Source organism: Leclercia adecarboxylata (assembly GCF_006874705.1).
Classification (GTDB): domain Bacteria; phylum Pseudomonadota; class Gammaproteobacteria; order Enterobacterales; family Enterobacteriaceae; genus Enterobacter; species Enterobacter adecarboxylatus_C.
Window position 1 is genome coordinate 3,737,808 of record NZ_CP035382.1, and the last position, 26,247, is coordinate 3,764,054.

General features: G+C 54.8%; 30 protein-coding genes and 1 other annotated feature. Of the genes, 20 read left to right on the forward strand and 10 right to left on the reverse strand.

The genetic code is table 11. The features are described 5' to 3' along the window. Positions 1 to 19: 19 nt before the first annotated feature. The 3 genes from chbR (at position 20) to chbG (ending at position 3,067) form a co-directional block, all read left to right on the forward strand. Positions 20 to 838, forward strand: a complete 819-nt coding sequence (gene chbR, locus ES815_RS18790; RefSeq protein WP_039029058.1) for a transcriptional regulator ChbR — start codon at positions 20 to 22, stop codon at positions 836 to 838. Between the two features lie 103 nt (positions 839 to 941). After that, positions 942 to 2,297, forward strand: a complete 1,356-nt coding sequence (locus ES815_RS18795; protein WP_142489168.1) for a 6-phospho-beta-glucosidase — start codon at positions 942 to 944, stop codon at positions 2,295 to 2,297. An 11-nt stretch (positions 2,298 to 2,308) separates the two neighbouring features. Then, on the forward strand, positions 2,309 to 3,067 hold the full coding sequence (gene chbG, locus ES815_RS18800; protein WP_142489169.1) for a chitin disaccharide deacetylase: 759 nt from the start codon (positions 2,309 to 2,311) through the stop codon (positions 3,065 to 3,067). Positions 3,068 to 3,196: 129 nt separating this feature from the next. Here the strand turns inward: chbG and katE are convergent, their stop codons facing one another. Beyond that, complete coding sequence (gene katE, locus ES815_RS18805) at positions 3,197 to 5,455, reverse strand: catalase HPII (RefSeq protein WP_142489170.1); 2,259 nt, start codon at positions 5,453 to 5,455, stop codon at positions 3,197 to 3,199. Positions 5,456 to 5,668: 213 nt separating this feature from the next. On the opposite strand from katE, the gene cedA reads away from it, so the two are divergent. Then, the gene (cedA, locus tag ES815_RS18810) at positions 5,669 to 5,908 is read left to right on the forward strand and encodes a cell division activator CedA (protein WP_231312557.1); all 240 of its coding nucleotides are present in this window, start codon (positions 5,669 to 5,671) and stop codon (positions 5,906 to 5,908) included. A 59-nt stretch (positions 5,909 to 5,967) separates the two neighbouring features. Here cedA and ES815_RS18815 read toward each other — a convergent pair whose 3' ends face one another. The 4 genes from ES815_RS18815 to hxpB all read right to left on the reverse strand — a co-directional run bounded on the left by ES815_RS18815 (position 5,968) and on the right by hxpB (position 9,749). Then, positions 5,968 to 7,359, reverse strand: a complete 1,392-nt coding sequence (locus ES815_RS18815) for an L-cystine transporter (RefSeq protein WP_142489171.1) — start codon at positions 7,357 to 7,359, stop codon at positions 5,968 to 5,970. A gap of 129 nt (positions 7,360 to 7,488) precedes the next feature. Next, positions 7,489 to 8,079, reverse strand: a complete 591-nt coding sequence (locus tag ES815_RS18820; protein ID WP_032617729.1) for a metal-dependent hydrolase — start codon at positions 8,077 to 8,079, stop codon at positions 7,489 to 7,491. A gap of 92 nt (positions 8,080 to 8,171) precedes the next feature. Beyond that, entirely contained in the window at positions 8,172 to 8,933 is a 762-nt protein-coding gene (gene kduD / locus ES815_RS18825) for a 2-dehydro-3-deoxy-D-gluconate 5-dehydrogenase KduD (protein ID WP_142489172.1), read from the reverse strand. A 147-nt stretch (positions 8,934 to 9,080) separates the two neighbouring features. Beyond that, positions 9,081 to 9,749 (reverse strand): hexitol phosphatase HxpB, encoded by a 669-nt coding sequence (gene hxpB, locus ES815_RS18830; RefSeq protein WP_142489173.1) that lies wholly within the window; start codon positions 9,747 to 9,749, stop codon positions 9,081 to 9,083. Between the two features lie 145 nt (positions 9,750 to 9,894). Between hxpB and ES815_RS18835 the strand changes: the two genes are divergently transcribed. Then, a complete protein-coding gene (locus tag ES815_RS18835) occupies positions 9,895 to 10,431 on the forward strand; it encodes a YniB family protein (RefSeq protein WP_142489174.1) in 537 nt (178 codons plus the stop codon). Between the two features lie 39 nt (positions 10,432 to 10,470). On the opposite strand, the gene ES815_RS18840 is transcribed toward ES815_RS18835, so the two are convergent. The 3 genes from ES815_RS18840 to pfkB form a co-directional block, all read right to left on the reverse strand. Then, on the reverse strand, positions 10,471 to 11,331 hold the full coding sequence (locus tag ES815_RS18840; RefSeq protein WP_142489175.1) for a fructosamine kinase family protein: 861 nt from the start codon (positions 11,329 to 11,331) through the stop codon (positions 10,471 to 10,473). A gap of 105 nt (positions 11,332 to 11,436) precedes the next feature. After that, the gene (ghoS, locus tag ES815_RS18845; protein WP_142489176.1) at positions 11,437 to 11,733 is read right to left on the reverse strand and encodes a type V toxin-antitoxin system endoribonuclease antitoxin GhoS; all 297 of its coding nucleotides are present in this window, start codon (positions 11,731 to 11,733) and stop codon (positions 11,437 to 11,439) included. A gap of 88 nt (positions 11,734 to 11,821) precedes the next feature. Beyond that, entirely contained in the window at positions 11,822 to 12,754 is a 933-nt protein-coding gene (gene pfkB / locus ES815_RS18850; RefSeq protein ID WP_142489177.1) for a 6-phosphofructokinase II, read from the reverse strand. 293 nt (positions 12,755 to 13,047) lie between these two features. On the opposite strand from pfkB, the gene ES815_RS18855 reads away from it, so the two are divergent. Both ES815_RS18855 and ES815_RS18860 read left to right on the forward strand, forming a co-directional pair. Continuing rightward, complete coding sequence (locus ES815_RS18855) at positions 13,048 to 13,806, forward strand: YdiY family protein (protein WP_106993631.1); 759 nt, start codon at positions 13,048 to 13,050, stop codon at positions 13,804 to 13,806. A gap of 255 nt (positions 13,807 to 14,061) precedes the next feature. Continuing rightward, positions 14,062 to 14,295, forward strand: a complete 234-nt coding sequence (locus tag ES815_RS18860; protein ID WP_142489178.1) for a hypothetical protein — start codon at positions 14,062 to 14,064, stop codon at positions 14,293 to 14,295. A 185-nt stretch (positions 14,296 to 14,480) separates the two neighbouring features. Here ES815_RS18860 and yniD read toward each other — a convergent pair whose 3' ends face one another. Beyond that, a complete protein-coding gene (gene yniD, locus ES815_RS23990) occupies positions 14,481 to 14,588 on the reverse strand; it encodes a small membrane protein YniD (protein ID WP_260609629.1) in 108 nt (35 codons plus the stop codon). 109 nt (positions 14,589 to 14,697) lie between these two features. Beyond that, entirely contained in the window at positions 14,698 to 14,790 is a 93-nt protein-coding gene (gene yncL / locus ES815_RS18865; protein WP_072036629.1) for a stress response membrane protein YncL, read from the reverse strand. 327 nt (positions 14,791 to 15,117) lie between these two features. On the opposite strand from yncL, the gene thrS reads away from it, so the two are divergent. The 13 genes from thrS to ES815_RS18930 all read left to right on the forward strand — a co-directional run bounded on the left by thrS (position 15,118) and on the right by ES815_RS18930 (position 26,228). Further along, positions 15,118 to 17,046, forward strand: a complete 1,929-nt coding sequence (gene thrS, locus ES815_RS18870; protein ID WP_142489179.1) for a threonine--tRNA ligase — start codon at positions 15,118 to 15,120, stop codon at positions 17,044 to 17,046. 3 nt (positions 17,047 to 17,049) lie between these two features. After that, positions 17,050 to 17,592, forward strand: coding sequence for a translation initiation factor IF-3 (gene infC, locus ES815_RS18875; protein WP_023616141.1), 543 nt, complete (start codon positions 17,050 to 17,052; stop codon positions 17,590 to 17,592). Between the two features lie 96 nt (positions 17,593 to 17,688). Beyond that, positions 17,689 to 17,886 (forward strand): 50S ribosomal protein L35, encoded by a 198-nt coding sequence (gene rpmI, locus ES815_RS18880; protein WP_003030583.1) that lies wholly within the window; start codon positions 17,689 to 17,691, stop codon positions 17,884 to 17,886. 50 nt (positions 17,887 to 17,936) lie between these two features. Beyond that, positions 17,937 to 18,293 carry a 50S ribosomal protein L20 gene (rplT, locus tag ES815_RS18885; RefSeq protein ID WP_032617738.1) on the forward strand — a complete coding sequence of 119 codons (357 nt, stop codon included), beginning with the start codon at positions 17,937 to 17,939 and terminating at the stop codon, positions 18,291 to 18,293. 117 nt (positions 18,294 to 18,410) lie between these two features. Continuing rightward, positions 18,411 to 18,534, forward strand: a sequence feature (Phe leader region). Then, a complete protein-coding gene (gene pheM / locus ES815_RS18890) occupies positions 18,416 to 18,460 on the forward strand; it encodes a pheST operon leader peptide PheM (protein WP_001386830.1) in 45 nt (14 codons plus the stop codon). (Overlaps the previous feature by 45 nt.) Before the next feature lie 40 nt (positions 18,535 to 18,574). Beyond that, a complete protein-coding gene (gene pheS, locus ES815_RS18895; RefSeq protein WP_106993635.1) occupies positions 18,575 to 19,558 on the forward strand; it encodes a phenylalanine--tRNA ligase subunit alpha in 984 nt (327 codons plus the stop codon). Between the two features lie 15 nt (positions 19,559 to 19,573). Next, positions 19,574 to 21,961 (forward strand): phenylalanine--tRNA ligase subunit beta, encoded by a 2,388-nt coding sequence (pheT, locus tag ES815_RS18900; RefSeq protein ID WP_142489180.1) that lies wholly within the window; start codon positions 19,574 to 19,576, stop codon positions 21,959 to 21,961. 4 nt (positions 21,962 to 21,965) lie between these two features. After that, positions 21,966 to 22,265 (forward strand): integration host factor subunit alpha, encoded by a 300-nt coding sequence (gene ihfA / locus ES815_RS18905; protein WP_006820203.1) that lies wholly within the window; start codon positions 21,966 to 21,968, stop codon positions 22,263 to 22,265. Positions 22,266 to 22,366: 101 nt separating this feature from the next. Beyond that, positions 22,367 to 23,347: a vitamin B12 ABC transporter permease BtuC gene (btuC, locus tag ES815_RS18910; protein WP_142489181.1), complete on the forward strand. Its 981-nt coding sequence runs from the start codon at positions 22,367 to 22,369 to the stop codon at positions 23,345 to 23,347. A 36-nt stretch (positions 23,348 to 23,383) separates the two neighbouring features. Next, positions 23,384 to 23,935, forward strand: coding sequence for a glutathione peroxidase (locus ES815_RS18915; protein WP_142489182.1), 552 nt, complete (start codon positions 23,384 to 23,386; stop codon positions 23,933 to 23,935). Next, a complete protein-coding gene (gene btuD / locus ES815_RS18920) occupies positions 23,935 to 24,690 on the forward strand; it encodes a vitamin B12 ABC transporter ATP-binding protein BtuD (RefSeq protein ID WP_142489183.1) in 756 nt (251 codons plus the stop codon). Before ES815_RS18915 ends, btuD begins: the two co-directional genes overlap by 1 nt. A 71-nt stretch (positions 24,691 to 24,761) precedes the next feature. Next, the gene (locus ES815_RS18925; RefSeq protein WP_142489184.1) at positions 24,762 to 25,226 is read left to right on the forward strand and encodes an NlpC/P60 family protein; all 465 of its coding nucleotides are present in this window, start codon (positions 24,762 to 24,764) and stop codon (positions 25,224 to 25,226) included. Between the two features lie 288 nt (positions 25,227 to 25,514). Then, a complete protein-coding gene (locus ES815_RS18930; protein ID WP_142489185.1) occupies positions 25,515 to 26,228 on the forward strand; it encodes an EAL domain-containing protein in 714 nt (237 codons plus the stop codon). The last annotated feature ends 19 nt before the right edge of the window (positions 26,229 to 26,247 follow it).

The following is a 26,247-nucleotide window of genomic DNA, read 5'->3' on the forward strand; positions in this document are numbered from 1 at the left end:
ATAGCAGGAGGTCAGCGCAATGGAAATCACTACCGCCCGGGAACAGCAGCTGTTCAATGGTAAAAATTTTCATGTGTTTATCTACAACAAGGTGGAGAGCATCAGCGGTCTGCATCAGCATGACTACTATGAATTCACCATTGTGCTGACTGGCCGCTATTTCCAGGAGATCAACGGCAAGCGGGTGCTGCTGGAGCGTGGGGACTTCGTCTTTATCCCGATGGGGTCCCACCATCAGAGCTTTTACGACTTTGGCGCCACGCGTATTCTTAACGTCGGCATCAGTAAACGCTTCTTCGAAACCCACTACTCGCCGCTGCTGCCGTTCTGCTTTGTCGCTTCGCAGGTTTATCATGTAAAAAGTGAATTCCTGAACTGGATCGACACCGTTATTGCCTCGCTTAACTTTCGTGACAATGAGTTCGATGAATTCATTGAAACGGTGACCTTCTACGTCGTCAACCGCTTACGCCACTATCGCGAAGAGCAGCAGGCGACGGACGATATCCCACAATGGCTGCGCACCACCGTAGAAATGATGCACGATAAACTGCGCTTTGGTGAAAATGCGCTGGAGAATATGGTGGCGCTGTCAGGTAAATCACAAGAATATCTGACCCGGGCGACCCAGCGTTATTATCAGAAAACCCCGGTGCAGATTATTAATGAAATACGGATCAATTTCGCCAGAAAACAGCTGGAGATCACCAATTATTCGGTGACGGATATTGCTTACGAATCCGGTTACAGCAGTCCGAGTCTGTTTATTAAGACCTTTAAGAAATTGACCTCATTTACACCTAACAGCTACCGGAAAAATCTTACGGTTATTAATTAACGTCCGGCGGGATCGCCGCCGGAAATATCGACTTCAAAACTTGCCCAAATATATGGGACGGGATCGCTATACTTAAATGGCGCATCTCCCTGGGAGAAATATTATGCAAAAGAAACTGAAAGTAGTGACCATCGGCGGCGGAAGCAGCTACACCCCGGAATTACTGGAAGGGTTCCTCAAGCGTTATCATGAACTGCCGGTCAGCGAACTGTGGCTGGTGGACGTGGCTGAAGGCCAGGAGAAGCTCGATATTATTTTTGACCTGTGCCAGCGCATGGTGAAAAAAGCGGGCGTACCGATGACCGTGCATAAAACCCTCGACCGTCGCCAGGCGCTGAAAGACGCTGATTTCGTCACCACCCAGCTGCGCGTCGGCCAGCTGAAGGCGCGCGAGCTGGATGAGCGTATCCCGCTGAGCTACGGCTATCTGGGTCAGGAAACCAACGGTGCCGGCGGTCTGTTCAAAGGGCTGCGTACCATTCCGGTGGTTTTCGACATCATTAAAGACGTGCAGGAGATCTGCCCGCAGGCGTGGGTGATCAACTTTACCAACCCGGCCGGGATGGTAACCGAAGCGGTCTACCGCCACACCGATTTCAAACGCTTCATTGGGGTCTGTAATATCCCTATCGGCATGAAGATGTTTATCCGCGATGTGCTGGCGTTGACCGACAGCGACGAACTCTCCATCGACCTGTTCGGCCTGAACCACATGGTCTTTATCAAAGATGTGCTGGTCAACGGCGAGTCACGCTTTGCCGAACTGCTGGACGGCGTGGCATCTGGCACCCTGAAAGCCAGCTCGGTGAAAAATATCTTCGACCTGCCGTTCAGCGAAGGGCTGATTCGCTCGCTCAATCTGCTGCCGTGCTCCTATCTGCTCTACTACTTCAAGCTGAAAGAGATGCTGGCCATTGAGATGGGCGAATACTACAAAGGCGGCGCCCGGGCGCAGGTGGTGCAGAAGGTAGAAAAACAGCTCTTCGACCTGTACAAGGATCCGGATCTGAACGTGAAGCCAAAAGAGCTGGAGCAGCGCGGTGGGGCTTACTACTCCGACGCGGCCTGCGAAGTGATCAACGCCATCTACAACGACAAGCAGGCGGAACACTACGTCAACGTGCCGCACCACGGCCACATTGATAATATCCCGGCAGACTGGGCGGTGGAGATGACCTGCATCCTCGGCCGCGATGGCGCGAAACCGCATCCGCGTCTGACCCATTTCGATGACAAGGTGATGGGGCTGATCCACACCATCAAGGGCTTTGAAGTCGCAGCAAGTCAGGCGGCGATCAGCGGCGAGCTGAATGATGTGCTGCTGGCTCTGAACCTGAGCCCGCTGGTCCAGTCCGATCGCGATGCCGAGAAGCTGGCGCGCGACCTGATTCTGGCCCATGAAAAATGGCTGCCGAACTTTGCCGGCGCTATTGATAAACTGAAAAGCGAGCAGCACTAAGAGGGATCGCTATGGAATATCTGCTGATCGTCAATGCCGATGATTTTGGCCTCTCGAAAGGACAAAACTATGGCATCGTGGAAGCCTGTCGGCACGGCGTGGTGACCTCAACCACCGCGATGGTCAACGGCGATGCAATTGAGCACGCCGCTGAACTCAGCCGGGCGCTGCCGGAACTGGGAGTCGGGATGCACTTTGTTCTGACTCTCGGCATGCCGCTGACGCCGATGCCAGGGCTGACCCGCGAGGGGCAACTGGGGAAATGGATCTGGGAGATGGCGGAGCAGGGGACGTTGCCGCTGGAGGAGATTACCCGCGAGCTAGACTGTCAGTTCAATCGCTTTGTCGATCTTTTCGGCCGCGAGCCGACCCATATCGACAGCCATCACCATGTGCATATGATCCCGGCCATCTTCCCGCTAGTGGCCGAGTTTGCCCGCCGCAAAGGAGTGGCGCTGCGTATGGATCGTCAGGTTGAAGGGCTTGGGGAGCTGAGTGCCGAACTGCCGCCGACCACCGACGGTTTCAGTAGCGCATTTTATGGCGATGAAATCAGTGAGGCGCTGTTCTTAAGCGTGCTGGATCATTCCGTGCAGCAGGGCGAACGCTCGCTGGAGGTGATGGCGCACCCGGCCTTTATTGATAACACCATTCGTAAAAGCGCCTACTGCTGGCCGCGCCTGACGGAGCTGGATGTGCTGACCTCGACGTCGCTGAAATACGCAATTGCCGAGTGCGGGTATCGTCTGGGGACGTTCAGGGATCTGTGAGGAAATGCCGGGTGGCGGCTTCGCCTGACCCGGCCTATAAATTCAACGGAACCTTGCGCCGGGTTTTATCCGGTTAGCAAATTACACGGAACCGTAGGCCGGGTAAGCGCAAGCGCCACCCGGCTTTTTTTACGCCGGTATGCTGGCGATTTTACTGCGACGCGACCAGACCCGGTGCGCCGCCATCTGCAACACCAGCTCATCCATAAACGCGCCTGCCGCGGTATCGCCTTCGATAATCCCTTCTTCGCCCTGATCCGCCACCTTCAGCAGCGGTTTGAACTGCCGCGCATCGCCCGCAAGCGCAATCGGCTTGAGGTGCTTGTAGGCTTCCAGCAGATAATAGGCGGCATCCCCGTTATTGAGCAGGCTCTGGATATCGCCGCAGGGCACCACCACCGCATCAACGGTCAGCGACGGGGATCCGGCAAAGGTCGCCGCCACCGGTAGCACCGAGCCGTCATCAGCGGTTACTTCACCCATTCGCGAGTAGAGCAGCTTCGCGTGAACGCCTTTGGCCTTCAGCGCCCGCAGTACCGCCAGTACGTCGTTGGCTCGCGGGGTATCGTTGAGCAGTATCGCCACCACGCGGCCTTTGATATCGCCACCGGGAACGGCATACAGGCTGAGGGATGGATCCTTTTTCAGGCCGCTGACATCCTGCGGTGGAGCCAGATTACGTTGCTCCTCGGTAAGGGTAAGCCCCAGATTCTCAGCCACACCCTGGGCCAGGGTGATATCAATGCGCGCCAGCTGATCGACCACCCGCTCGCGGATATAGGTCCGCACCACTTTGCTCAGCTCAAAGCTGAAGGCACCGATGATATGCTCCTGCTCGACAGGTGTCTGGCTCTGCCAGAACAGGCGCGGATGGGCGTAATACTCCGCGAAAGAGGGGCTGCGCTCGCGGATTTTACTGCCTTCCACACGCTCCTGATAAGACTCAAACCCACCGCGTTTTGGCCCAGGGGGGGTCTCGCGCGGCCAGTTATCGTTGATCGAGTTCGGTTCGTAGTTGGCCGGGTTGGTGTCGATCTCCATCCGGTGCATGCCGTCACGCTGGAAGTTATGGTACGGACAGGTTGGCTTGTTGATGGGGATCTCGTGGAAGTTCGGCCCACCCAGACGGCTGATTTGCGTATCGGTGTAGGAGAACAGCCGGCCCTGCAACAGCGGGTCGTTGGTAAAGTCCAGCCCGGGGACGATGTGCCCGGGGTGGAAGGCGGCCTGTTCGTTCTCGGCAAAAAAGTTGTCCGGGTTGCGGTTGAGCACCATTTTGCCCACCAGCTGAACCGGCACCAGCTCCTCGGGGATCAGCTTGGTTGGGTCGAGAAGGTCAAAATCAAATTTAAACTCGTCCTCTTCCGGGATCAGCTGGAAGCCGAGCTCATATTCCGGGAAGTCGCCCGCTTCGATGGCTTCCCAGAGATCGCGGCGATGGAAGTCCGGATCGCGCCCGGTGAGCTTCTGCGCCTCATCCCACACCAGCGAGGCTTTGCCAGCCACCGGCTTCCAGTGGAAGCGCACAAAGGTGGCTTTGCCTTCGGCATTGATCAGCCGGAAGGTGTGGATGCCAAACCCCTCCATGGTGCGGTAGCTGCGGGGGATGCCGCGGTCGGACATCGCCCACATCACGTTATGCAGGGTTTCAGGCTGCAATGAAACGTAGTCCCAGAAGGTGTCGTGCGCGCTCTGGCCCTGCGGGATCGCCCAGTGAGGCTCCGGCTTCACCGCGTGGACAAAATCGGGGAACTTGTGGGCGTCCTGAATAAAGAAGATCGGCGTGTTGTTGCCCACCAGGTCAAAAATGCCCTCTTCGGTATAAAACTTGGTGGCGAACCCGCGAACGTCCCGCACCGTGTCGGCGGAGCCTGCGCCGCCCTGCACCGTGGAGAAGCGGACAAACACCGGGGTGATTTTATCCGGGTCAGAGAGGAAGGCGGCTTTGGTGATGTCGCTCAGGTTCTTATAAGGCTGGAAATAGCCGTGCGCGGCCGAGCCGCGGGCGTGGACAATACGCTCCGGGATACGCTCGTGGTCAAAATGGGTAATCTTCTCCCGCAGAATGAAATCTTCCAGCAGGGTCGGGCCGCGCGTCCCGGCACGCAGCGAGTTCTGATCGTCAGCGATGCGTACACCCTGGTTGGTGGTGAGCGGGAAGTTTTCGCCACCTTTACGCACCGCATCCAGCGCGTTCAGTTTTTCATTGCCGGTGTCCGGTGCCTTCAGGCTGCCGGGCGCGGTGGGTTCCTGTCCCGGCGGAGTAGGGACCGGACTGGCGCGGTGGGAACCATCGTCCGGGGCCAGGGAGTCCAGGCCGGGTTTCGCTTCATTTTCATCATGTACCGGGGATTGCTGCGGGTGGTGGGTCTTATCATTTTGCGACATTGCACTCGTCTCCTGTTTTCATTGCTGAAACGCGGTCGTCTTTGCGTCAAAACTCATTAACTATAGAACAATGCCGACGGTGAGCCGGGTGAAAACCCGATTTCTGGCTACCACTTACGCTTGATGTGGCACGTGGGGCGCGACGCAGGAAGGGCAATCAGCTATCATAGGAATTTACTGATTTTTGAGTTTGCTTTAGTGAACCCGCTGCTTATGAAACCTCTTCGCCAACAAAATCGTCCTGTTATCAGTTATCAGCCCCGCGTTGAACCCGCGCCGCCAGAACATGCCAACAAAATGGATGGCTTTCGTGACGTCTGGCTATTACGCGGCAAATATGTGGCCTTTGTGCTGATTGGCGAGCGTTTTCGCCGTTCACCGGCGTTTAACGTTCCGGAATCTGCTCAGCGCTGGGCGGCACAGGTCCGCCAGGAAGAAGAGGTTGAGGATTAACAGATAATAAAAAAACCGCCTTCATTGCTGAAGGCGGTTTTTTTTAGCGAGGGTGGCGCTTAACGGTGCGCCAGTTCCGCATGTTCATCGCTGTCCAGTACCGCTTTATCGGTCTGCTTCAGCCACTGGCTGGTGAGCGTACCGGCGGTCATGGAGCCGCTGACGTTCAGCGCGGTACGGCCCATGTCGATCAGCGGTTCTACCGAGATCAGCAGTGCCACCAGCGTCACCGGCAGACCCAGCGCAGGCAGTACGATCAGCGCGGCAAAGGTCGCGCCGCCGCCCACACCGGCCACACCGGCAGAGCTCACGGTCACAATCCCGACCAGGGTCGCAATCCAGACCGGATCCAGCGGGTTAATACCCACCGTCGGTGCCACCATTACTGCCAGCATTGCCGGATAGAGACCTGCACAACCGTTCTGACCAATGGTCGCGCCAAAGGAGGCGGAGAAGCTGGCGATCGATTCCGGCACGCCCAGACGACGGGTCTGCGCTTCCACGTTCAGTGGAATGGAGGCGGCGCTGGAGCGGCTGGTAAAGGCGAAGGTCAGCACCGGCCACACCTTACGGAAGTATTTCAGCGGGCTGACGCCGTTCACGCCGAGCAGAATGCCGTGGACCACAAACATGATGCCCAGACCGAGATAAGAGGCGACCACGAAGCTACCCAGCTTGATGATGTCCTGCAGGTTTGAGCCTGCCACCACTTTGGTCATCAGCGCCAGTACACCGTACGGGGTCAGCTGCATCACCAGACGCACCAGCTTCATCACCCAGCTCTGCAGGGTGTCGATGGCGGTCAGAACGCGCTGGCCTTTCGGGGCGTCATCTTTCAGCAGTTTCAGCGCGGCTACGCCGAGGAAGGCAGCGAAAATCACCACGCTGATGATCGACGTTGGGCTGGCCCCGGTGAGATCGGCAAACGGGTTTTTCGGGATAAAGGAGAGCAGCATCTGCGGTACGGTGAGATCCGCTACTTTACCCGCATAGTTAGTCTCGATGGCGGTCAGGCGCGCGGTTTCTGCGGTACCCTGCACCAGGCCTTCTGCGGTCAGGCCAAACAGGTTGGTGACCAGCACGCCCACCAGAGCCGAGATCAGGGTGGTAAAGAGCAGCGTACCTATTGTCAGGACGCTGATTTTACCCAGCTGAGAGGCATTATGCAGACGGGCAACCGCGCTCAGAATAGAGGCAAACACCAGCGGCATAACAATCATCTGCAGCAGCTGGACGTAGCCGTTACCGACAACGTTGAACCACTGGATAGAGTCTTTCAGTACCGGGTTGCTGGCACCGTAAATGGCCTGCAGCGCCAGTCCAAAGACCACGCCCATCACCAGACCGACCAGTACTTTTTTGGCCAGGCTCCACTGTTTGTGACGCGACTGCGCCAGCAACAGCAGTAAGCCGACGAACACCACGATGTTCGCGATTAATGGAAAATTCATCCCGTTCTCCTGATTGAATAGCAGATCGGTATTAGGTCCGACCTTGTTGGCGCAAGATTATCAGAAGTGTGATCTGGTCGCTTATATCCAAATGGAATGGGTTATGCCAAAACGGCTGAATTCGTCCAGTTACTGCTCACTTTGATGGTGAATAAAGCGGTTGAACTGAAACTGCAGGGAATTAATCATGTGCGAGGACCAGCGCACGGCTCCGTTTTCCGGCAGCGTCTGCGGCATCCACACCGCCCAGGCAAACAGGGCCATGCACAGGGCGCGCTCCAGCTGGTTGCCTTTTTGCGGCCTGAGGATCGGCAGACGAAAACGCCAGCGGCAGGGCCACAGCAGAGGAACCCCCGCCGGGGTAAGCATGTCGGCCAGAATATGGCTCAGATAGCCCAGCACCATCCCCTGGATGGCATCCGCCGGGATCAGCCAGCTGTCCGGCACTTTTAAATAGAAGAGGGTAAGCGCGGCAAATACCGCCAGCAGGCTGTGTGTGAAGCCGCGATGGCCGCAGGCGCGGGCTATGGGTTTTGAGATCCACTTCAGCCGCTGCCCGAGCAGCGACTTTGGATGATCGATGTCAGGTAACAGGCAGGTCAAAACTGCCGATGGCACGATGTGCCACCAGTCACCCTGCGCCAGCACTGGTGTAAGCTCAGCGTTTTTGGCAAACACTGCGCAGGCGAGAGAAAAGAGCAGATGACCTTCCGCCGTCATGATAAAACCCACTAAACTGTCAATGCATCCAGTATAGGGATTTTATACAGTATACGGAAGTAGTGACGGTGTAACTCTTTGTCACAAAGCTGTTAACGTGCGAGCCAGCCCCCATCGACGGCGAGGGTGTAGCCGTTGACGTAGTCCGAGGCCGACGAGGCTAGGAATACCGCCGGGCCCTGGAGATCTTCCGGCTTACCCCAGCGACCCGCCGGAATACGGTCGAGGATCTCTTTGCTGCGCTGTTCGTCGTCGCGGAGTTGCTGGGTATTGTTGGTTGCCATATAGCCCGGCGCGATGGCGTTAACGTTTATACCATGGTGTGCCCACTCGTTGGCCAGCAGGCGGGTGATCCCGAGCACGCCGCTTTTCGACGCGGTATAAGAGGGAACGCGGATCCCGCCCTGGAACGACAGCATGGAGGCAATGTTAATGATTTTGCCGCCTTGCCCCTGAGCGATGAACTGACGGGCCACGGCCTGCGACAGGAAAAAGACCGATTTCAGGTTGAGATTCATCACATCATCCCAGTCCTTTTCGCTGAAGGTCAGAGCATCTTCCCGGCGAATGGTGCCGGCATTATTTACCAGAATATCAACGCGTCCCATGCCCGCCACCGTCTGCTCGACGATATCGTTAATAGCATCCTGCTTGCTGAGATCGGCCTGAATAGCCAGAAACCGGCGACCCAGCGCCTTCACGCCTGCAGCGGTCTCTTCCGGGATCCGGCGATTGACGCTCACGATGTCACAGCCTGCCTGCGCCAGACCCAGCGCCATGCCCTGGCCGAGTCCGGTATCACAGCCGGTAACGATGGCAACTTTTCCTGAAAGATTAAAGGCATCCAGTATCATACAGACCTCAGAAAGTAGGGGGGTATAGTTGTTCTGAGATAAGCATAGAAGCAGGGATAGGGAATATCAAATTAAAATGAAATGATGTTTTAAAAATTTTATGTGGATCATGTTTGCGGGCAACAGGACGTTGCCCGCCGTCGTTAATCAGCCGCGCAGATGTGCCACGGTGAGGTCCTGCAGCGAGGTCAGTTTAACGTCCGCCAGGGCGTAGCGGGCGTCATGCTGATTCTCTTCTGCGGGGACGACAATCGAGCGCATTCGTGCCGCTTTGCTGGCGATCATGCCGTTAACGGAGTCTTCCAGCGCCACGCAGGTGGTCGGGTCGACGCCCAGCTTCGCGGCGCAGTCCATATAGACCTGCGGGTGCGGCTTGCTGTAAGGCAGTTTTTCTGCCGAGGCCAGCGCATCAAAGCTGTCGCGCAGATCAAACATGATTAGCACTTTTTCCAGCATATGCAGCGGCGAGGCGGAGGCGAGGCCAACCTTCAACCCCTGCGCTCTGCACAGGGCGACAGCCTCACGGGCCCCTTTCAGCAGCGGGCGGTTCTCTTCCACCAGCGTAATGGCCCGGTTGATAATGCGGTCGGTGACCTCATCCCGGCCCGGCCCCACCCACGGCTGGTGGGCATACCAGAGTTCAACCACCATATCGATGCGCAGACCGAGGGTATCCGGCAGTTCGTGACGGCGGCTGATATCCACGCCCAGGCTGGCCATCACATCCAGTTCAGCACGATCCCAGAGCGGCTCGGAATCAATCAGTAATCCATCCATATCAAAAATGGCTGCAAGAATTTGACGCGGAGTCGACATGCAACTTCTCCTTTTGTGGGTGTTTATCAGGGGTAAAGGCTACCTAACCCTGGCAATTTACCATATCGCCTGCAAAGAACGGGCGAAAATGACAACCAGCAGGTAGACTTAGCCTCAAAGGATGTATTTTAAAAACGAGGAACCGATGACATATCAACAAGCTGGACGTGTAGCGATACTGAAGATAATCGCCGGATGGGTAATTTTTATCCCGGCGGTGATCTCGACAATTATTTCCGTCCTGAAATTTATTTATGACCACAGCGAAAAGCAGGCCGGGATCAATGCCGTGATGCTGGATTTTGCCCATGTCATGATCGAGATGATGCGCTTTAACACGCCGTTTCTTAATTTCTTCTGGTACAACTCCCCGACGCCAGATTTCCGGCAGGGAATGAACATCGCGTTCTGGATTATCTTTGCTCTGATCTTTATTGCTCTGGCACTACAGGCTTCCGGAGCGCGGATGCGCCGGCAGACCCGCCTCATTCGCGAAGGGCTGGAAGCCCAGCTGATTCTGGAGAAGGCAAAAGAAGAAGAGGGATTAACGCGCGAACAGATCGAAGCGCGCATTGTGGTACCGAATCACACCATTTTCCTGCAAATTTTTACCCTCTATGTACTTCCGGTGCTGATGATCGTTGCCGGGTACTTCCTGTTCTCCCTGCTCGGCCTGTTATAAGCGTTCGCTGCCGGGCAGTGCTGCCCGGCAGTCTGTCCGCTACGCTGCCAGCACCCGCTCCATCGCCTTCTGCGCAATCACCAGATGCTCGCCGCCAAACAGAATGGCGCGGTTCATCAGGGTATAGAGCTGATAGACCGGCTGCCTTTGCAGAAAACCGGCCGGCAACGGCGAGACTGACTGATAGCCGTCGTAGATCTGCGGCAGCTGTTCAGGATGCAGCGGCAGCATCGCGAGGTCGCACTCCCTGTCTCCCCAGTAGCAGGCCGGATCGAAGATATAGGGGCCGTTCGGACCCAGCGCACAGTTGCCCGACCACAGATCGCCGTGCAGCAGCGAAGGCTGCGGCTGGTGCGAGGCCAGGCGCTGCTGAATATGATCGACAATGGCGTCAATGTTGCCGAACTCCAGCCCTTTTTCCGCCGCCAGTTCCAGCTGCCAGCCGATCCGTTGTTCGGCAAAGAAGGTCGACCAGCGGCGTTGCCAGGCGTTGGGTTGCGGGGTGGTTGAGAGGTCGTTGTCGAAATCGAGACCGAACTGCGGCTGCTCACTCCACAGATGGAGGCGGGCAATTTGTTGCCCCAGGATAAAGGCGTTATGCGCATCGAGCGGACGGGCAGGGAGGTACTCCATCACCAGAAAGCTGTAGTCACGATCGCTTCCGACGGCCCACACCTGGGGTACGGAGACGGTTTTGCTGCGGGAGAGCAGTTCCAGCTGGTCAGCTTCCGCGGTAAAGATGGGTAACAGCTCGCGTTCATCACATTTTACGAAGAGGTCGCGTCCTGCATAGCGCAGATGCCATGCGGCGTGGATCTCGCCCCCTGGCAGCTCGTTACGCAGTTCAATTTCACCTTCGCCCAGTTGTTCACTTAAAAGATGACTGATAGCCTGCCACATGATCGCTCTCCCATGTTGTCTGCCAGATCATAAAGTTAGCGTGAAACTATGGTCAAAAAACACGAACTAACGCACATCTACACCGTTTGGTTGACCCTGTGGCACTTATTGTTGCTGTTTTTGCCAGTTTTCCCAGCTCGTGACTTCAACCTGCGGTTCTTTCCCGGTGGCGCTCTCCACCAGACCTGTGGCCAGCGCCTTCACTTCGTCTTCACTCAGGGTACTGACCAGACCGTAGGTATGGGTACCCAGCTCATGCAGATTGCCGTCGCCGTCGCCGTCGGTCATGGTTAGCAAAAAACCGCCGCGGGTAAGATGGTTGTTGATTTCATTGAGTTCTGTCAGCGAGTCTTCATGAACTTTTACGGTTACCACGTAGCGAGCGATCTCTCCACTGCTCATAATTCACCTCGTTGTTATCACGAAATTTTTTTAGCATAGACGATTCATGCCATTTGTCGCCCTCGCCGGGTCACCGGGAGGGCAAGGGTTACGCATTTGTCAGGTATGTGAAGATTTTCTGCGTGTCATCAAGGGAGCACAGCCGGGTTCCGTGATTAATGGTTGCCGCGCTGCCTGCCGCCACGCCGTATTGAGTCATCTCCCGTAAAGACGCCCCTTGTGCCAGCTTCAGGGTCATGGCACCCACCATGCTGTCCCCCGCGCCGACGGTACTCTGGCTTTTCATCGGCGGCGGCACGACATGCACCGATCCGGTTTCATCCACGCCCAGCGCACCCTGTGGGCCCAGGGACACCACTACCCGCCGGGCTTTACCGCTTTTCACCAGTTCTTCTGCGGCGTTACGCACATCATCCGGCTGGCTGAGATCGCGATTGACCAGCGCGCTTAGCTCTTTCTGATTGGGTTTCACCAGCTCGATGTTGCCAAGGGTCAGTGCGGCGCTGAGGGCCTCTCCGGAGCTGTCAACGATGCAGCGGATGCCGTTCTGTTGCGCTGCGCGAATAAGCTGGGTCAGGCGCTCGGTTTTGACCCCGGGTGGCAGGCTGCCGCTGATGACCAGCAGCGCGCCGCTCTCGATGGCCAGCACTTTCTCTTCCAGCTGGCGAAATTCATCTTCGCTCAGCGTCGCGCCAGGCATCACAAAGCGATACTGCTCGTGGGTGGATTCAACATGCACGTGCAGGTTTTGCCGGGTCCAGTCATGAGCATCGACCGTATCCACGGCGACCTGCTCATCAGCCAGAAGCGAGACAAGGTGTTCACCCGTCGCGCCGCCCGCAGGAAAGATGGCGGTAGCTTTTCCGCCGAGGTGAACAATGGCGCGCGCCACGTTAATCCCACCGCCGCCGGGTTCGAAAACCGGCGCGCTGCAGCGAAGTTTACCTTCAGGATAGAGTTGAGCCGTCAGGGTTGCGCTGTCCAGAGAAGGGGAGAGCGTCAACGTAAAGATACGATCCATGCTGATCTCCTTTGAATGAGGATAGCCTTAAGCCTGGCACCTAACCCGCGGAAGGGAAAGTAAATAACAATATGATTTTAAATATGAATATCGTTACGTACCCTGACGTTTATTTATAAATAACCGGCTGGTTTAAGATCGTTCTTATTCCAAAAATGAAACAAGAAATCATTGCTATGTTATTTGAGCCTTTTTATAATTTGTTACCTTTCGTGGGATCTCATGGCATTGATCCGCAAGAAAGTTTCCGGGACCGTAATGGTCTCTTTTTTTGTTGTACGGACTCTTTATAAATGAAGCTTTTAAAGACAGTACCCGCTGCAATGATGGTAGCGGGAGGCCTGTTTGCGTCAATGCATGCAACAGCCGATGATTCCGTTTTTACTGTCATGGACGATCCCTCCACTGCACAGAAACCTTTTGAAGGCAACCTGAACGCAGGTTATCTGGCGCAATCAGGCAATACCAAAAGCTCCTCCCTGACCGCTGACACCACTATGACCTGGTACGGCACCAGCACCGCCTGGTCGCTGTGGGGTAACGCCAGCAATACCTCATCTAACGATGAGCGCTCTTCCGAGAAATATGCGGTGGGTGGGCGTAGCCGTTACAACATGACTGACGTTGACTACCTCTTCGGCCAGGCAAGCTGGTTGACCGACCGCTACAACGGCTATCGTCAGCGTGATGTAGCAACGGCCGGTTATGGTCGTCAGTTCCTGAACGGTCCGGTACACAGCTTCCGCTTTGAATTTGGTCCGGGTGTGCGTTACGACGAATATACTGACGGCGACACCGAAACCCAGCCGCTGGGCTATGCGTCCGGGACCTATGCCTGGCAGATGACCGATAACGCCAAATTTACCCAGGGCGTCTCTGTCTTTGGCGCTGACGACACTACCGTCAACTCTGAGACTGCGCTGAACGTGGCGATTAACGCCCATTTCGGGCTGAAGGTTGCCTACAATGTGACCTGGAACTCTGAGCCACCAGCCTCTGCACCGGAACATACCGATCGCAGAACTACCGTCTCTCTGGGCTACAAGATGTAATCGCAGCGGGCCAATAATATATTGGCCCGTTTTTAATTTTTGTGCTGATAAATAATAAACAGTGTTTTAAAATATGGCCGCAGCCGATATCTCCATATTTTCTCCATAATTTCCCGCTTTGTTAACATTCAATTTATTTGACACGAATTGATAAATATTTTGACTATGCAAAAGTGTGATCCAGATCTAAACTATGAGGACAAGTTAGATATTGCTCTAAGTTGGTCTGTATTAATTCAGTAAGAGAAAAACATCATGAATAAAATCACAACTGCTTCTGCAGCAATAGTGCTTTCTGGACTGTCGTTCGGCGCATTTGCCGCTGATTCTGCATATAACTCTGCCAGTGACACGTCTACACAAATTGGCATCACGAAAGCCTCTGATGTAGAAGCCGGATCGAACATCGCCCCGGGCTCGCAATCTACCGGGCAATCCATGGATGACGCGTTCGACGTGCATAAACTGGTTGCCGGTGAATGGTCCTGATTGATTCGTCAAACACGATAAATTCATTTGCTGGCTGTTATTACCGCTAAAAAAAACCGGATTCTGATGTACCGGTTTTTTTATTTCTGCCGTTTGTGTAAAGATATTTAAAACGTAAGTTTATATTCGTTGGGTTTTGCAAACAAAAGCGAATACAACTACGCGACAGTACAGGGAAGATACGATTAACCCCAAAGCATCGCCGCCCAGCGTAATAACAGCAGGGCAGCATAAAGGGTGATTAACACAATCACCATCTTCCAGTATTTTTTTGAAAAGCGTTTCGTCGGCATCACATCATCCTTGTTCTTTGGTCGTGGTCGACTGCTAAGTCTACCAAAGAGCAAAAATAATTGCGCTTCACCGGGAAGTTATAGCGTCAGGCGCTGGCAACAGCGAGCTTTAAAACCAGTGAAACTTATCCGCCAGAATCACGAGTAACGCGGTGGCAGAAAGAATGTTCAGGATAACGACTGTTCTGCTGGATACGTTCATACTATGCCCCAAAGTGTGTTGTAAGGACCTGTTCAAGAATAGCTCAGCCACCCGGTATTGCGAGAAGCTGTTTGAAATTCCACGTTAAACTCATGCGAAAGTGCTAACGCGTTCAATCTGCCCGTAAGGGTGTTTTCACCCTGGCGTTAGTGTTACCATCAACAGGCTGATCGTAAATTGCCATTTTTCTGATTTCGATCCTGTGCATGATTGCGGGCCAATTTGACGATTGTTGGTCAGATGGTTTTGCAATTCACTGTAAATTAAAGATTATTTTCTTTGCATATGCTCTTATGTGTGGGGCATCACTGCAAATAAGGACATAAAATGCCTGTAATTACTCTTCCTGATGGCAGCCAACGCCATTTTGACCGCGCCGTCAGCCCAATGGATGTTGCGCTGGATATCGGCCCGGGTCTGGCGAAAGCCACTATTGCTGGCCGCGTAAACGGTACGCTGGTTGATGCTTCCGATTTAATTGAAAACGATGCGAAGCTGTCGATCATCACCGCGAAAGACGAAGAAGGTCTGGAGATCATTCGTCACTCGTGCGCTCACCTGCTCGGTCATGCGATCAAGCAGCTGTGGCCTAATACCAAAATGGCTATCGGCCCGGTTATCGACAACGGTTTCTACTATGATGTCGATCTTGACCACACGCTGACCCAGGAAGATATCGAAGCCCTCGAAAAGCGTATGCACGAGCTGGCTGAGAGCAACTACGACGTCATCAAGAAGACCGTGAGCTGGCACGAAGCGCGTGAAACCTTCGTGAAGCGTGGTGAAAACTACAAAGTCACTATTCTTGACGAGAACATTGCTCATGATGACAAGCCTGGCTTGTATCATCACGAAGAATACATCGACATGTGCCGTGGACCGCACGTGCCGAACATGCGCTTCTGCCATCACTTCAAACTGATGAAAACTGCGGGCGCTTACTGGCGTGGCGACAGCAACAATAAGATGTTGCAGCGCATCTACGGTACCGCCTGGGCTGACAAAAAAGCCCTGAACGCGTATCTGCAGCGTCTGGAAGAAGCGGCGAAGCGTGACCACCGTAAAATCGGTAAACAGCTCGACCTGTATCATATGCAGGAAGAGGCGCCGGGTATGGTCTTCTGGCACAACGACGGCTGGACTATCTTCCGCGAGTTGGAAACTTTCGTGCGTTCCAAACTGAAAGCGTACCAGTATCAGGAAGTAAAAGGCCCGTTCATGATGGACCGTGTGCTGTGGGAAAAAACCGGCCACTGGGACAACTACAAAGATGCGATGTTCACCACCTCTTCTGAGAACCGTGAATACTGCATTAAGCCAATGAACTGCCCGGGCCACGTTCAGATCTTTAACCAGGGTCTGAAATCCTACCGCGATCTGCCGCTGCGTATGGCGGAGTTCGGTAGTTGCCACCGTAACGAGCCATCAGGTGCGCTGCACGGTCTGATGCGCGTTCGTGGCTTTACGCAGGATGATGCGCATATCTTCTGTACTGAAGATCAGGTACGTGATGAAGTTAACGCCTGTATTCGTATGGTCTACGATATGTACAGTACCTTTGGCTTCGAGAAGATCGTCGTCAAACTCTCAACGCGTCCGGAAAAACGTATCGGTAGCGATGAGACCTGGGATCGTGCTGAGGCGGATCTCGCCGTGGCGCTGGAAGAAAACGGTATCCCGTTCGAATACCAGCTGGGCGAGGGTGCATTCTACGGTCCGAAAATTGAATTTACCCTGTATGACTGTCTCGATCGTGCATGGCAGTGCGGTACTGTACAGCTGGACTTCTCCCTGCCGCAGCGTTTAAGCGCCTCTTACGTTGGCGAAGATAACGAGCGTCAGGTGCCGGTAATGATTCACCGTGCTATCCTCGGTTCACTGGAGCGCTTCATCGGCATCCTGACCGAAGAGTTCGCGGGCTTCTTCCCAACCTGGCTTGCGCCAGTGCAGGTAGTCGTGATGAACATTACTGATTCTCAGGCTGATTACGTTAAAGAATTGACGCAGAAACTACAAAATGCGGGCATTCGCGTAAAAGCAGACTTGAGAAATGAGAAGATTGGCTTTAAAATCCGCGAGCACACTTTACGTCGTGTCCCGTATATGTTGGTCTGTGGTGATAAAGAGGTGGAAGCAGGCAAAGTTGCCGTTCGCACCCGCCGTGGTAAAGACCTGGGCAGCCTGGACGTAAATGAAGTGATTGAGAAGCTGCAACAAGAGATTCGCAGCCGCAGTCTTCAACAACTGGAGGAATAAGGTATTAAAGGCGGAAAACGAGTTCAAACGGCACGTCCGAATCGTATCAATGGCGAGATTCGCGCCCAGGAAGTTCGCTTAACAGGTCTGGAAGGCGAGCAGCTGGGGATTGTGAGTCTGAGAGAAGCGATCGAAAAGGCTGAAGAAGCTGGAGTAGATTTAGTTGAAATCAGCCCTAACGCCGAACCGCCAGTTTGTCGTATCATGGACTACGGCAAGTTCCTTTATGAAAAGAGCAAGTCTTCTAAGGAACAGAAGAAGAAGCAAAAAGTTATCCAGGTTAAGGAAATTAAATTCCGTCCTGGTACCGACGATGGCGATTATCAGGTAAAACTCCGCAGCCTGATACGCTTTCTGGAAGATGGCGATAAGGCCAAGATCACGCTGCGTTTCCGCGGTCGTGAGATGGCCCACCAACAGATCGGTATGGAAGTGCTTAACCGCGTCCGTGACGATCTGAGTGAACTGGCAGTAGTCGAATCCTTCCCTACGAAGATCGAAGGCCGCCAGATGATCATGGTGCTCGCTCCTAAGAAGAAACAGTAGGCCTTCAAGTAGCAATTCCTGTGGAGCCAACAGGCTTCGCAGGTTTTGTTCGCCTGGGTTTCGTTTATTTAACAATGCGAAGTGGAAGTTATTAAGATGCCAAAAATTAAGACCGTACGCGGTGCTGCTAAGCGCTTCAAAAAAACCGGTGGTGGTGGATTTAAGCGTAAGCACGCAAACCTGCGTCATATTCTGACCAAAAAATCTACTAAGCGTAAACGTCACCTGCGTCCAAAAGGCCTTGTGTCTAAAGGCGATCTGGGTCTGGTTATCGCGTGCCTGCCGTACGCATAAGCCGTTAACGTTTAATTTTTTACTAAGAATATAGATACAGGAGAGCACATATGGCTCGCGTAAAACGTGGTGTAGTTGCCCGCGCACGTCACAAGAAAATTTTGAAACAAGCCAAAGGCTACTACGGTGCGCGTTCACGCGTATACCGCGTTGCCTTCCAGGCAGTTATCAAAGCAGGTCAGTACGCTTACCGTGACCGTCGTCAACGTAAACGTCAGTTCCGTCAACTGTGGATTGCGCGTATCAACGCAGCAGCACGTCAGAACGGTATTTCTTACAGCAAATTCATCAACGGCCTGAAAAAAGCCTCTGTTGAAATCGACCGTAAGATCCTGGCTGACATCGCAGTATTCGACAAAGTAGCGTTCACCGCTCTGGTCGAAAAAGCGAAAGCAGCTCTGGCATAAGCCAGTTGAAAGAGGGAGCTCTGCTCCCTCTTTTCGTTTCAACAGCATCAAAACGTTGACAATTTTCCGCCGACCCTTTTCAATAAGGCGTTAGGTCTCTTACCACACAAGGTAATGCAAGCATGAATGCTGCTATTTTCCGCTTCTTCTTTTACTTTAGCACCTGACATCAGGAGGCTAGCGCGTGAAAGACGAAACGGAAAACAGCGCCAGAAAGCCTCCTGATGGAGGCTTTTTTTGTATCTGCCGCTTGTAAATATCGCTACATAACGAGGAAAACCATGTCACATCTCGCAGAGCTGGTTGCCAGTGCAACGGCCGCCATTAACCAGGCCTCAGATGTTGCCGCGTTAGACAACGTCCGCGTCGAATATCTGGGCAAGAAAGGGCACCTGACCCTTCAAATGACTACCCTGCGTGAGTTGCCGCCAGAAGAGCGTCCGGCTGCAGGTGCGGTGATTAACGAAGCCAAAGAGCAGGTTCAGCAGGTGCTGAACGAGCGTAAAAACGCGCTGGAAAGCGCCGCGCTGAATGCCCGCCTGGCTGCCGAAACCATCGATGTCTCCCTGCCGGGTCGCCGTATTGAGAACGGTGGTCTGCATCCGGTCACCCGCACCATCGACCGCATTGAAAGTTTCTTCGGTGAGCTCGGCTTTACCGTGGCGACCGGCCCGGAAATCGAAGACGATTACCATAACTTCGATGCCCTGAATATCCCAGGCCACCACCCGGCACGTGCTGACCACGACACTTTCTGGTTCGATGCCACGCGTCTGCTGCGCACCCAGACCTCTGGCGTGCAGATCCGTACCATGAAGGAGCAGGAACCGCCGATCCGCATCATCGCCCCGGGTCGCGTCTATCGTAACGACTACGATCAGACCCACACCCCAATGTTCCACCAGATGGAAGGTCTGATCGTTGATAAAAATATCAGCTTCACCAACCTGAAGGGCACGCTGCACGATTTCCTGAACAACTTCTTTGAGGAAGATCTGCAGGTTCGTTTCCGTCCGTCCTACTTCCCGTTCACCGAACCGTCCGCAGAAGTTGATGTGATGGGTAAAAACGGCAAATGGCTGGAAGTGCTGGGCTGCGGCATGGTGCACCCGAACGTGCTGCGTAACGTCGGCATTGACCCGGAAGTTTACTCCGGCTTTGCGTTCGGTATGGGGATGGAGCGTCTGACCATGCTGCGTTATGGCGTGACCGACTTGCGCGCTTTCTTCGAAAACGATCTGCGTTTCCTCAAACAGTTTAAATAAGGGCAGGACAGAACAATGAAATTCAGTGAACTGTGGTTACGCGAATGGGTGAACACCGAGCTCGACAGCGAGGCGCTCTCTAACCAGATCACCATGGCCGGCCTGGAAGTGGACGGCGTTGAGCCGGTTGCTGGTGCCTTTAACGGCGTGGTTATTGGTGAAGTGGTGGAGTGCGGTCAGCACCCGAACGCAGACAAACTGCGTGTCACCAAAGTTAACGTGGGCGGCGAACGTCTGCTGGATATCGTCTGCGGCGCGGCGAACTGCCGTCAGGGCCTGAAAGTGGCCGTGGCGACCGTTGGCGCGGTGCTGCCGGGCGATTTCAAAATCAAAGCGGCAAAACTGCGCGGCGAGCCTTCTGAAGGCATGCTGTGCTCGTTCTCCGAGCTGGGTATTTCCGACGATCACTCTGGCATTATTGAGCTGCCAGCGGATGCGCCGATTGGCACCGACCTGCGCGACTACCTCAAGCTCGATGACAACACTATCGAGATCAGCGTCACCCCGAACCGTGCCGACTGTTTAGGTATCATCGGCGTGGCCCGCGACGTGGCGGTCCTGAACCAGACCGAACTGAACGCGCCAGAAATCGCGCCAGTTGCCGTGACCATCAGCGACACGCTGCCGATTCAGGTTGAAGCCGCAGACGCCTGTCCGCGCTACCTGGGCCGTGTGGTGAAGGGGATCAACGTCAAGGCGCCAACCCCGCTGTGGATGAAAGAGAAGCTGCGTCGCTGCGGCATCCGTTCTATCGATGCGGTGGTTGACGTGACCAACTACGTCCTGCTGGAGCTGGGTCAGCCGATGCACGCGTTCGATAAAGATCGTATCGAAGGCGGGATCGTGGTGCGCATGGCGAAAGAGGGCGAAACCCTGGTCCTGCTGGACGGCAGCGAAGCCAAACTGAACGCCGACACGCTGGTGATTGCCGACCACGGCAAAGCGCTGGCGATGGGCGGCATCTTTGGCGGCGAACACTCAGGCGTGAATGACGAAACGCAAAACGTGCTGCTGGAGTGTGCTTTCTTCAGCCCGCTGTCCATTACCGGTCGTGCCCGTCGTCATGGTCTGCATACCGATGCGTCTCACCGCTATGAGCGCGGCGTGGATCCGGCCCTGCAGTACAAAGCGATGGAGCGCGCAACCCGTCTGCTGATCGACATCTGCGGCGGCGAAGCCGGTCCGGTGATTGATGTCACCAGCGACGCGCATCTGCCGAAGCCTGCGAATATCACCCTGCGTCGCGGCAAGCTGGATCGCCTGATTGGTCATCACATTGCCGATGCGCAGGTGAGCGACATTCTGCGCCGTCTGGGCTGTGAAGTGGCCGAAGGTCAGGACGAGTGGACTGCCGTAGCGCCGAGCTGGCGTTTCGATATGGAGATCGAAGAAGATCTGGTGGAAGAAGTGGCCCGTGTTTACGGCTACAACAACATTCCTGATGAGCCGGTGCAGGCTGGCCTGGTGATGGGCTCCCATCGCGAAGCCGACCTCTCTCTGAAGCGTGTGAAAACCATGCTGAACGACAAAGGTTACCAGGAAGTGATCACCTACAGTTTCGTTGACCCGAAAGTGCAGCAGCTGATCCACCCGGGCCAGGAAGCATTGATTCTGCCAAGCCCAATCTCCAGCGAAATGTCCGCCATGCGTCTGTCGCTGCTGACTGGCCTGCTGAGCACCATCGTTTACAACCAGAACCGTCAGCAGAGCCGTGTGCGCATCTTCGAAACCGGTCTGCGCTTTGTGCCGGATACCCAGGCTAACCTCGGCATCCGTCAGGATCTGATGCTGGCGGGCGCTATCTGCGGCAACCGCTATGAAGAGCACTGGGATCTGAGTAAAAACAGCGTTGATTTTTACGACCTGAAGGGCGATCTGGAATCGGTGCTGGATCTGACCGGTAAATTGTCTGAAATTGAGTTCCGTGCTGAAGCCATTCCAGCCCTGCATCCGGGCCAGAGCGCCGCGATTTATCTGAAAGGTGAACGCGTTGGTTTCATTGGTGTTGTGCACCCGGAGCTGGAACGCAAGCTGGATCTTAATGGCCGCACGCTGGCGTTTGAACTGGAGTGGAACAAGGTCGCAGACCGCGTCATTCCTCAGGCTCAGGACGTTTCCCGCTTCCCTGCAAACCGTCGTGATATTGCAGTTGTGGTGGCCGAAAATGTGCCTGCCGCAGATATTTTGGCCGAATGTAAGAAAGTTGGCGTAAATCAGGTAGTTGGCGTAAACTTATTTGACGTGTACCGCGGTAAGGGCGTAGCAGAGGGCTTTAAGAGCCTGGCTATCAGCCTGATCCTTCAGGATACCAGCCGTACACTCGAAGAAGAGGAGATTGCCGCTACCGTCGCCAAATGTGTAGAGGCATTAAAAGAGCGATTCCAGGCATCATTGAGGGATTGAACCTATGGCGCTTACAAAAGCTGAAATGTCCGAATATCTGTTTGATAAGCTTGGGCTTAGCAAACGGGATGCCAAAGAGCTGGTTGAGCTGTTTTTCGAAGAGATCCGTCGCGCTCTGGAAAATGGTGAGCAGGTAAAACTCTCCGGCTTTGGTAACTTTGATTTGCGCGACAAAAATCAACGTCCGGGCCGTAACCCGAAGACGGGTGAGGATATTCCCATTACAGCTCGCCGCGTGGTGACCTTCAGACCCGGCCAGAAGTTAAAAAGCCGTGTCGAAAACGCTTCACCCAAAGCAGAGTGATATGATCTAACCAAAAAGGCCGCTGATGCGGCCTTTTTTCTTTGCGCTGCTGTAAACCCACCGTAAAATCAGTTACATCATTCACCCGCATAATGACTCCGATGCCCGAACTTGCCCGTCAGCAGTACCGCGCCGATCTGCGTAAATTGCTCTTTCTGTTACTGGCGCTGGTTATCGCGCTGGGATTGAGCCTGTGCGCCGGCGATCGGTGGATTGGTCCTGAAGCGTGGTTCACTCCCCGTGGGGAGCTGTTTATCTGGCAAATCCGCCTGCCGCGTACGCTGGCCGTGGTGCTGGTGGGGGCAGCGCTGGCGCTCAGCGGAACGATCATGCAGGCGCTGTTCGACAACCCGCTGGCGGAGCCTGGATTATTGGGCGTATCGAACGGGGCCGGGGTAGGGCTGATTGCCGCCGTGATGCTCGGCGGCGGGGTGTTATCGGGCTGGAGCTTAAGCCTCTGCGCCATCGCCGGGGCGCTGATCATCACCCTCATCTTGCTGCGTTTCGCCCGTCGCCACCTCTCCGTGAGCCGCCTGCTGCTGGCCGGGGTGGCGCTGGGTATCATCTGTAGCGCCCTGATGACCTGGGCCGTCTATTTTTCCACCGCCTTCGACCTGCGCCAGCTGATGTACTGGATGATGGGCGGTTTCGGCGGCGTGGACTGGGGGCAGGGCTGGCTGATGCTCCTGCTGGCGCCCGCCATCGTCTGGTCCTGCTTTCAGGCGCCGCCGCTGAACATTCTGGCGCTGGGGGAGATTTCGGCCCGTCAGCTCGGCCTGCCGCTCACCTTCTGGCGCAACACGCTGGTGGTCGCCATCGGCTGGATGGTGGGCGTGAGCGTAGCCCTGGCCGGCGCTATCGGCTTTATCGGTCTTGTCATTCCCCATATGCTGCGTTTGTGCGGTATTACCGATCACCGGCTGTTATTGCCCGCTGCGGCAGTGACGGGCGGCGCAACGCTGCTTTTCGCGGATATCATCGCGCGCCTGGCGCTCAACGCCGCGGAGCTGCCCATTGGGGTGGTGACTGCGACACTGGGCGCACCCGTGTTTATCTGGCTACTCTTAAAAGCCGGACGTTAAGTACAGCCCATCTGAAACACAACCTGAGAGAATGCTATGCCGAACGATATTCTGAACACCGAAGTGACGACCATTGATGGCAAAACCACGACCCTTGCGGACTATAAAGGGAAGGTGCTGCTGGTGGTGAACGTGGCATCGAAATGCGGTCTGACGCCGCAGTATGAGCAGCTCGAAAATATCCACAAAGCATGGGAAAAGGACGGGTTTACCGTGCTCGGTTTCCCGTGCAACCAGTTCCTCGGCCAGGAGCCCGGTAGCGAAGAGGAGATCAAAACCTTCTGTAGCACTACCTATGGCATTACCTTCCCGATGTTCAGCAAAATCGATGTCAATGGCGAAGCCCGTCACCCGCTGTACCAAAAATTGATTGCCGCCGCCCCGGTGGCTGTCGCTCCTGAAAGCAGCGGTTTTTATGAGCGTCTGGCAAGCAAAGGCCGTGCGCCGCTCTATCCTGATGACATTTTATGGAATTTCGAAAAATTCCTGATTGGCCGCGATGGGGAAGTGGTCCAGCGTTTTGCGCCGGATATGACCCCTGAGGATCCGATCCTGATGGAAGCGATCAAGCTGGCACTCGCGAAGTAATGTCGATGCTGATGCAGCTCAATGGAGTGGCGGAAACAGGGCGTCTGCAAGCGATTTCCGCCCAGGTTAATGCGGGGGAGATCCTGCACCTGGTCGGCCCGAACGGGGCAGGTAAAAGCACATTGCTTGCGCGTATGGCCGGGTTGAGCACCGGGCCGGGCGAAATCCTGTTGCAGGGCGAGCCGCTCCCCCGGTGGTCCCCTGCGTCGCTGGCCTGCCGCAGGGCTTATCTGGCCCAGCAGCAAAGCGCGCCGTTCGCCATGCCGGTCTGGCACTATCTGACGCTGCATCAGTACGACAAACAGCAAAAAACGTTGTTAAGTGACGTGGCGGGGGCGCTGAGTATCGAGGATAAACTTTCTCGCCACGTCAGCCAGCTCTCCGGCGGGGAGTGGCAGCGCGTGCGGCTGGCTGCCGTGATCCTGCAAATCCACCCTGGCGGCAATCCGCACGGCCAGCTATTGTTGCTGGACGAGCCGATGAACAGTCTCGACGTCGCCCAGCAGGTGGCCCTCGACCGGCTGTTAAGCGCCCTGTCACGGCAGGGGATTGCGGTGGTTATGAGCAGCCACGATTTGAACCATACGCTGCGCCACGCCCATCGCGTCTGGCTGTTGAAGCGGGGGTTGCTTATCGCCAGCGGCGCGCGGGACAGCGTGCTGACGCCGCCGAATCTGGCTAAAGCCTACGATATGTCATTTCGCCGTCTGGACATCGAAGGTCACAGAATGATCATTTCGACGTCCCAGGAATAACCGCTTGTTGCACAGCGACATATTCACAGGCTAAATTACGGAAAGCACAAAAATCAGAGGATTCGTCTGGAATGCGATTCTGTTTTCTTCTTGTGGCCGCGCTATTTCTTGCAGGATGCAGCAGCCATCGCGCACCGCCTCCGAACGCGCGGCTGTCCGATTCTATTGCCGTGATTGCCGGTCTGAACGATCAGCTGCATCACTGGAGCGGCACCCCTTATCGCTATGGCGGCATGACGCGTGGCGGGATTGATTGTTCAGGATTTGTGCTCCTGACCTTCCGCGACCAGTTTGCGCTACAGCTGCCGCGTGAAACGCGCCAGCAGGCCACCATTGGCACCGAAATTGACAAAGATGAGCTGCTTCCGGGCGATCTGGTGTTTTTCAAAACCGGCTCCGGCGAAAGCGGGCTACACGTCGGGATATATGACACCGACAATCAATTTATTCATGCCTCTACCAGTCGTGGTGTGATGCGCTCTTCCCTCAATAACGTCTACTGGCGTAAAAATTTCTGGCAAGCCCGACGTATTTAACCCTGTCGCGCCGCGCGGCGCGACATTCTCTTTCATCCGTAAATGTTATTCGTTAGTGAGCTTTAATTGTGGAGAATTGCTTAGCTGCTGAATTAATTTGAAGCAATTCTGTTAGTTAGCGACAACTGGCTATTAAGCACTATCCAGGATAAGATTATTTCAGGACTAAGGAAAATCCGAATATTTAATGGAACGAATGAAATTAATCTTATTAAAATCCATAAAGTTGAATTGCTTCAGCATATGTTTCAGGATGTCTTGTATCGTTTTTAAACCGGGTCGGACGCCATGATTGTGATGCTGGATATTGCTTATCAGTCTGAATTGTTATTACTGCCTGCGCGGAATGACTCAGGATCGCTGACAGGCCTTGAAATAGTCGTGAACTTTGTTGGTGTGGATAACCAGGTCCGCATTCCGACCGAACTGGTGCGCCCGTATCTCTCCCCTGAGCAAGAGCTGATGCTGTTTCAGGAACAGCTGGCGATGCCCGACAGCTGCAAACTCTTTTTTATTCAGCAGCAGCTGACAGCATGGATAAATATCTCTCCGGCCATCGTTGAATACCTGTTAACAGAAGAAAACGGTGCTGCAATAAGTGAGCAACATCCGTGGCTGGAGTTCTGCATTAATGAGAATTATCCCGATCTGAATAAAGGCAATATGAATACGGCCCTGATGGACTTTGCCCTGCGTTTTCCGCTGGTGCTTGGCAATTTCGGCGCCGGGGATGCCTCCACCAAAGCCATTTTTGATGGCATGTTTAAACGCGTGGCGCTGGATAAAAATTTCATTCAACAGCATTTAACAGATAATACATTCGAACTGTTATTAAAGGCGATCATGACTCAGGTCTCGCCCTACTGTCAGTCATTGATGGTGGCGGGCGTGGACGACGACCTTACCCTGCAGCGGCTGTCGGCATTAGGCTTCAGCGCCATGCAGGGCGGCTTGTGGCCTGCCGTTCCCCTTGAGCGCATTACCACCCTGGTGCAGGGATAACCCTTACCTTACCCGGTGT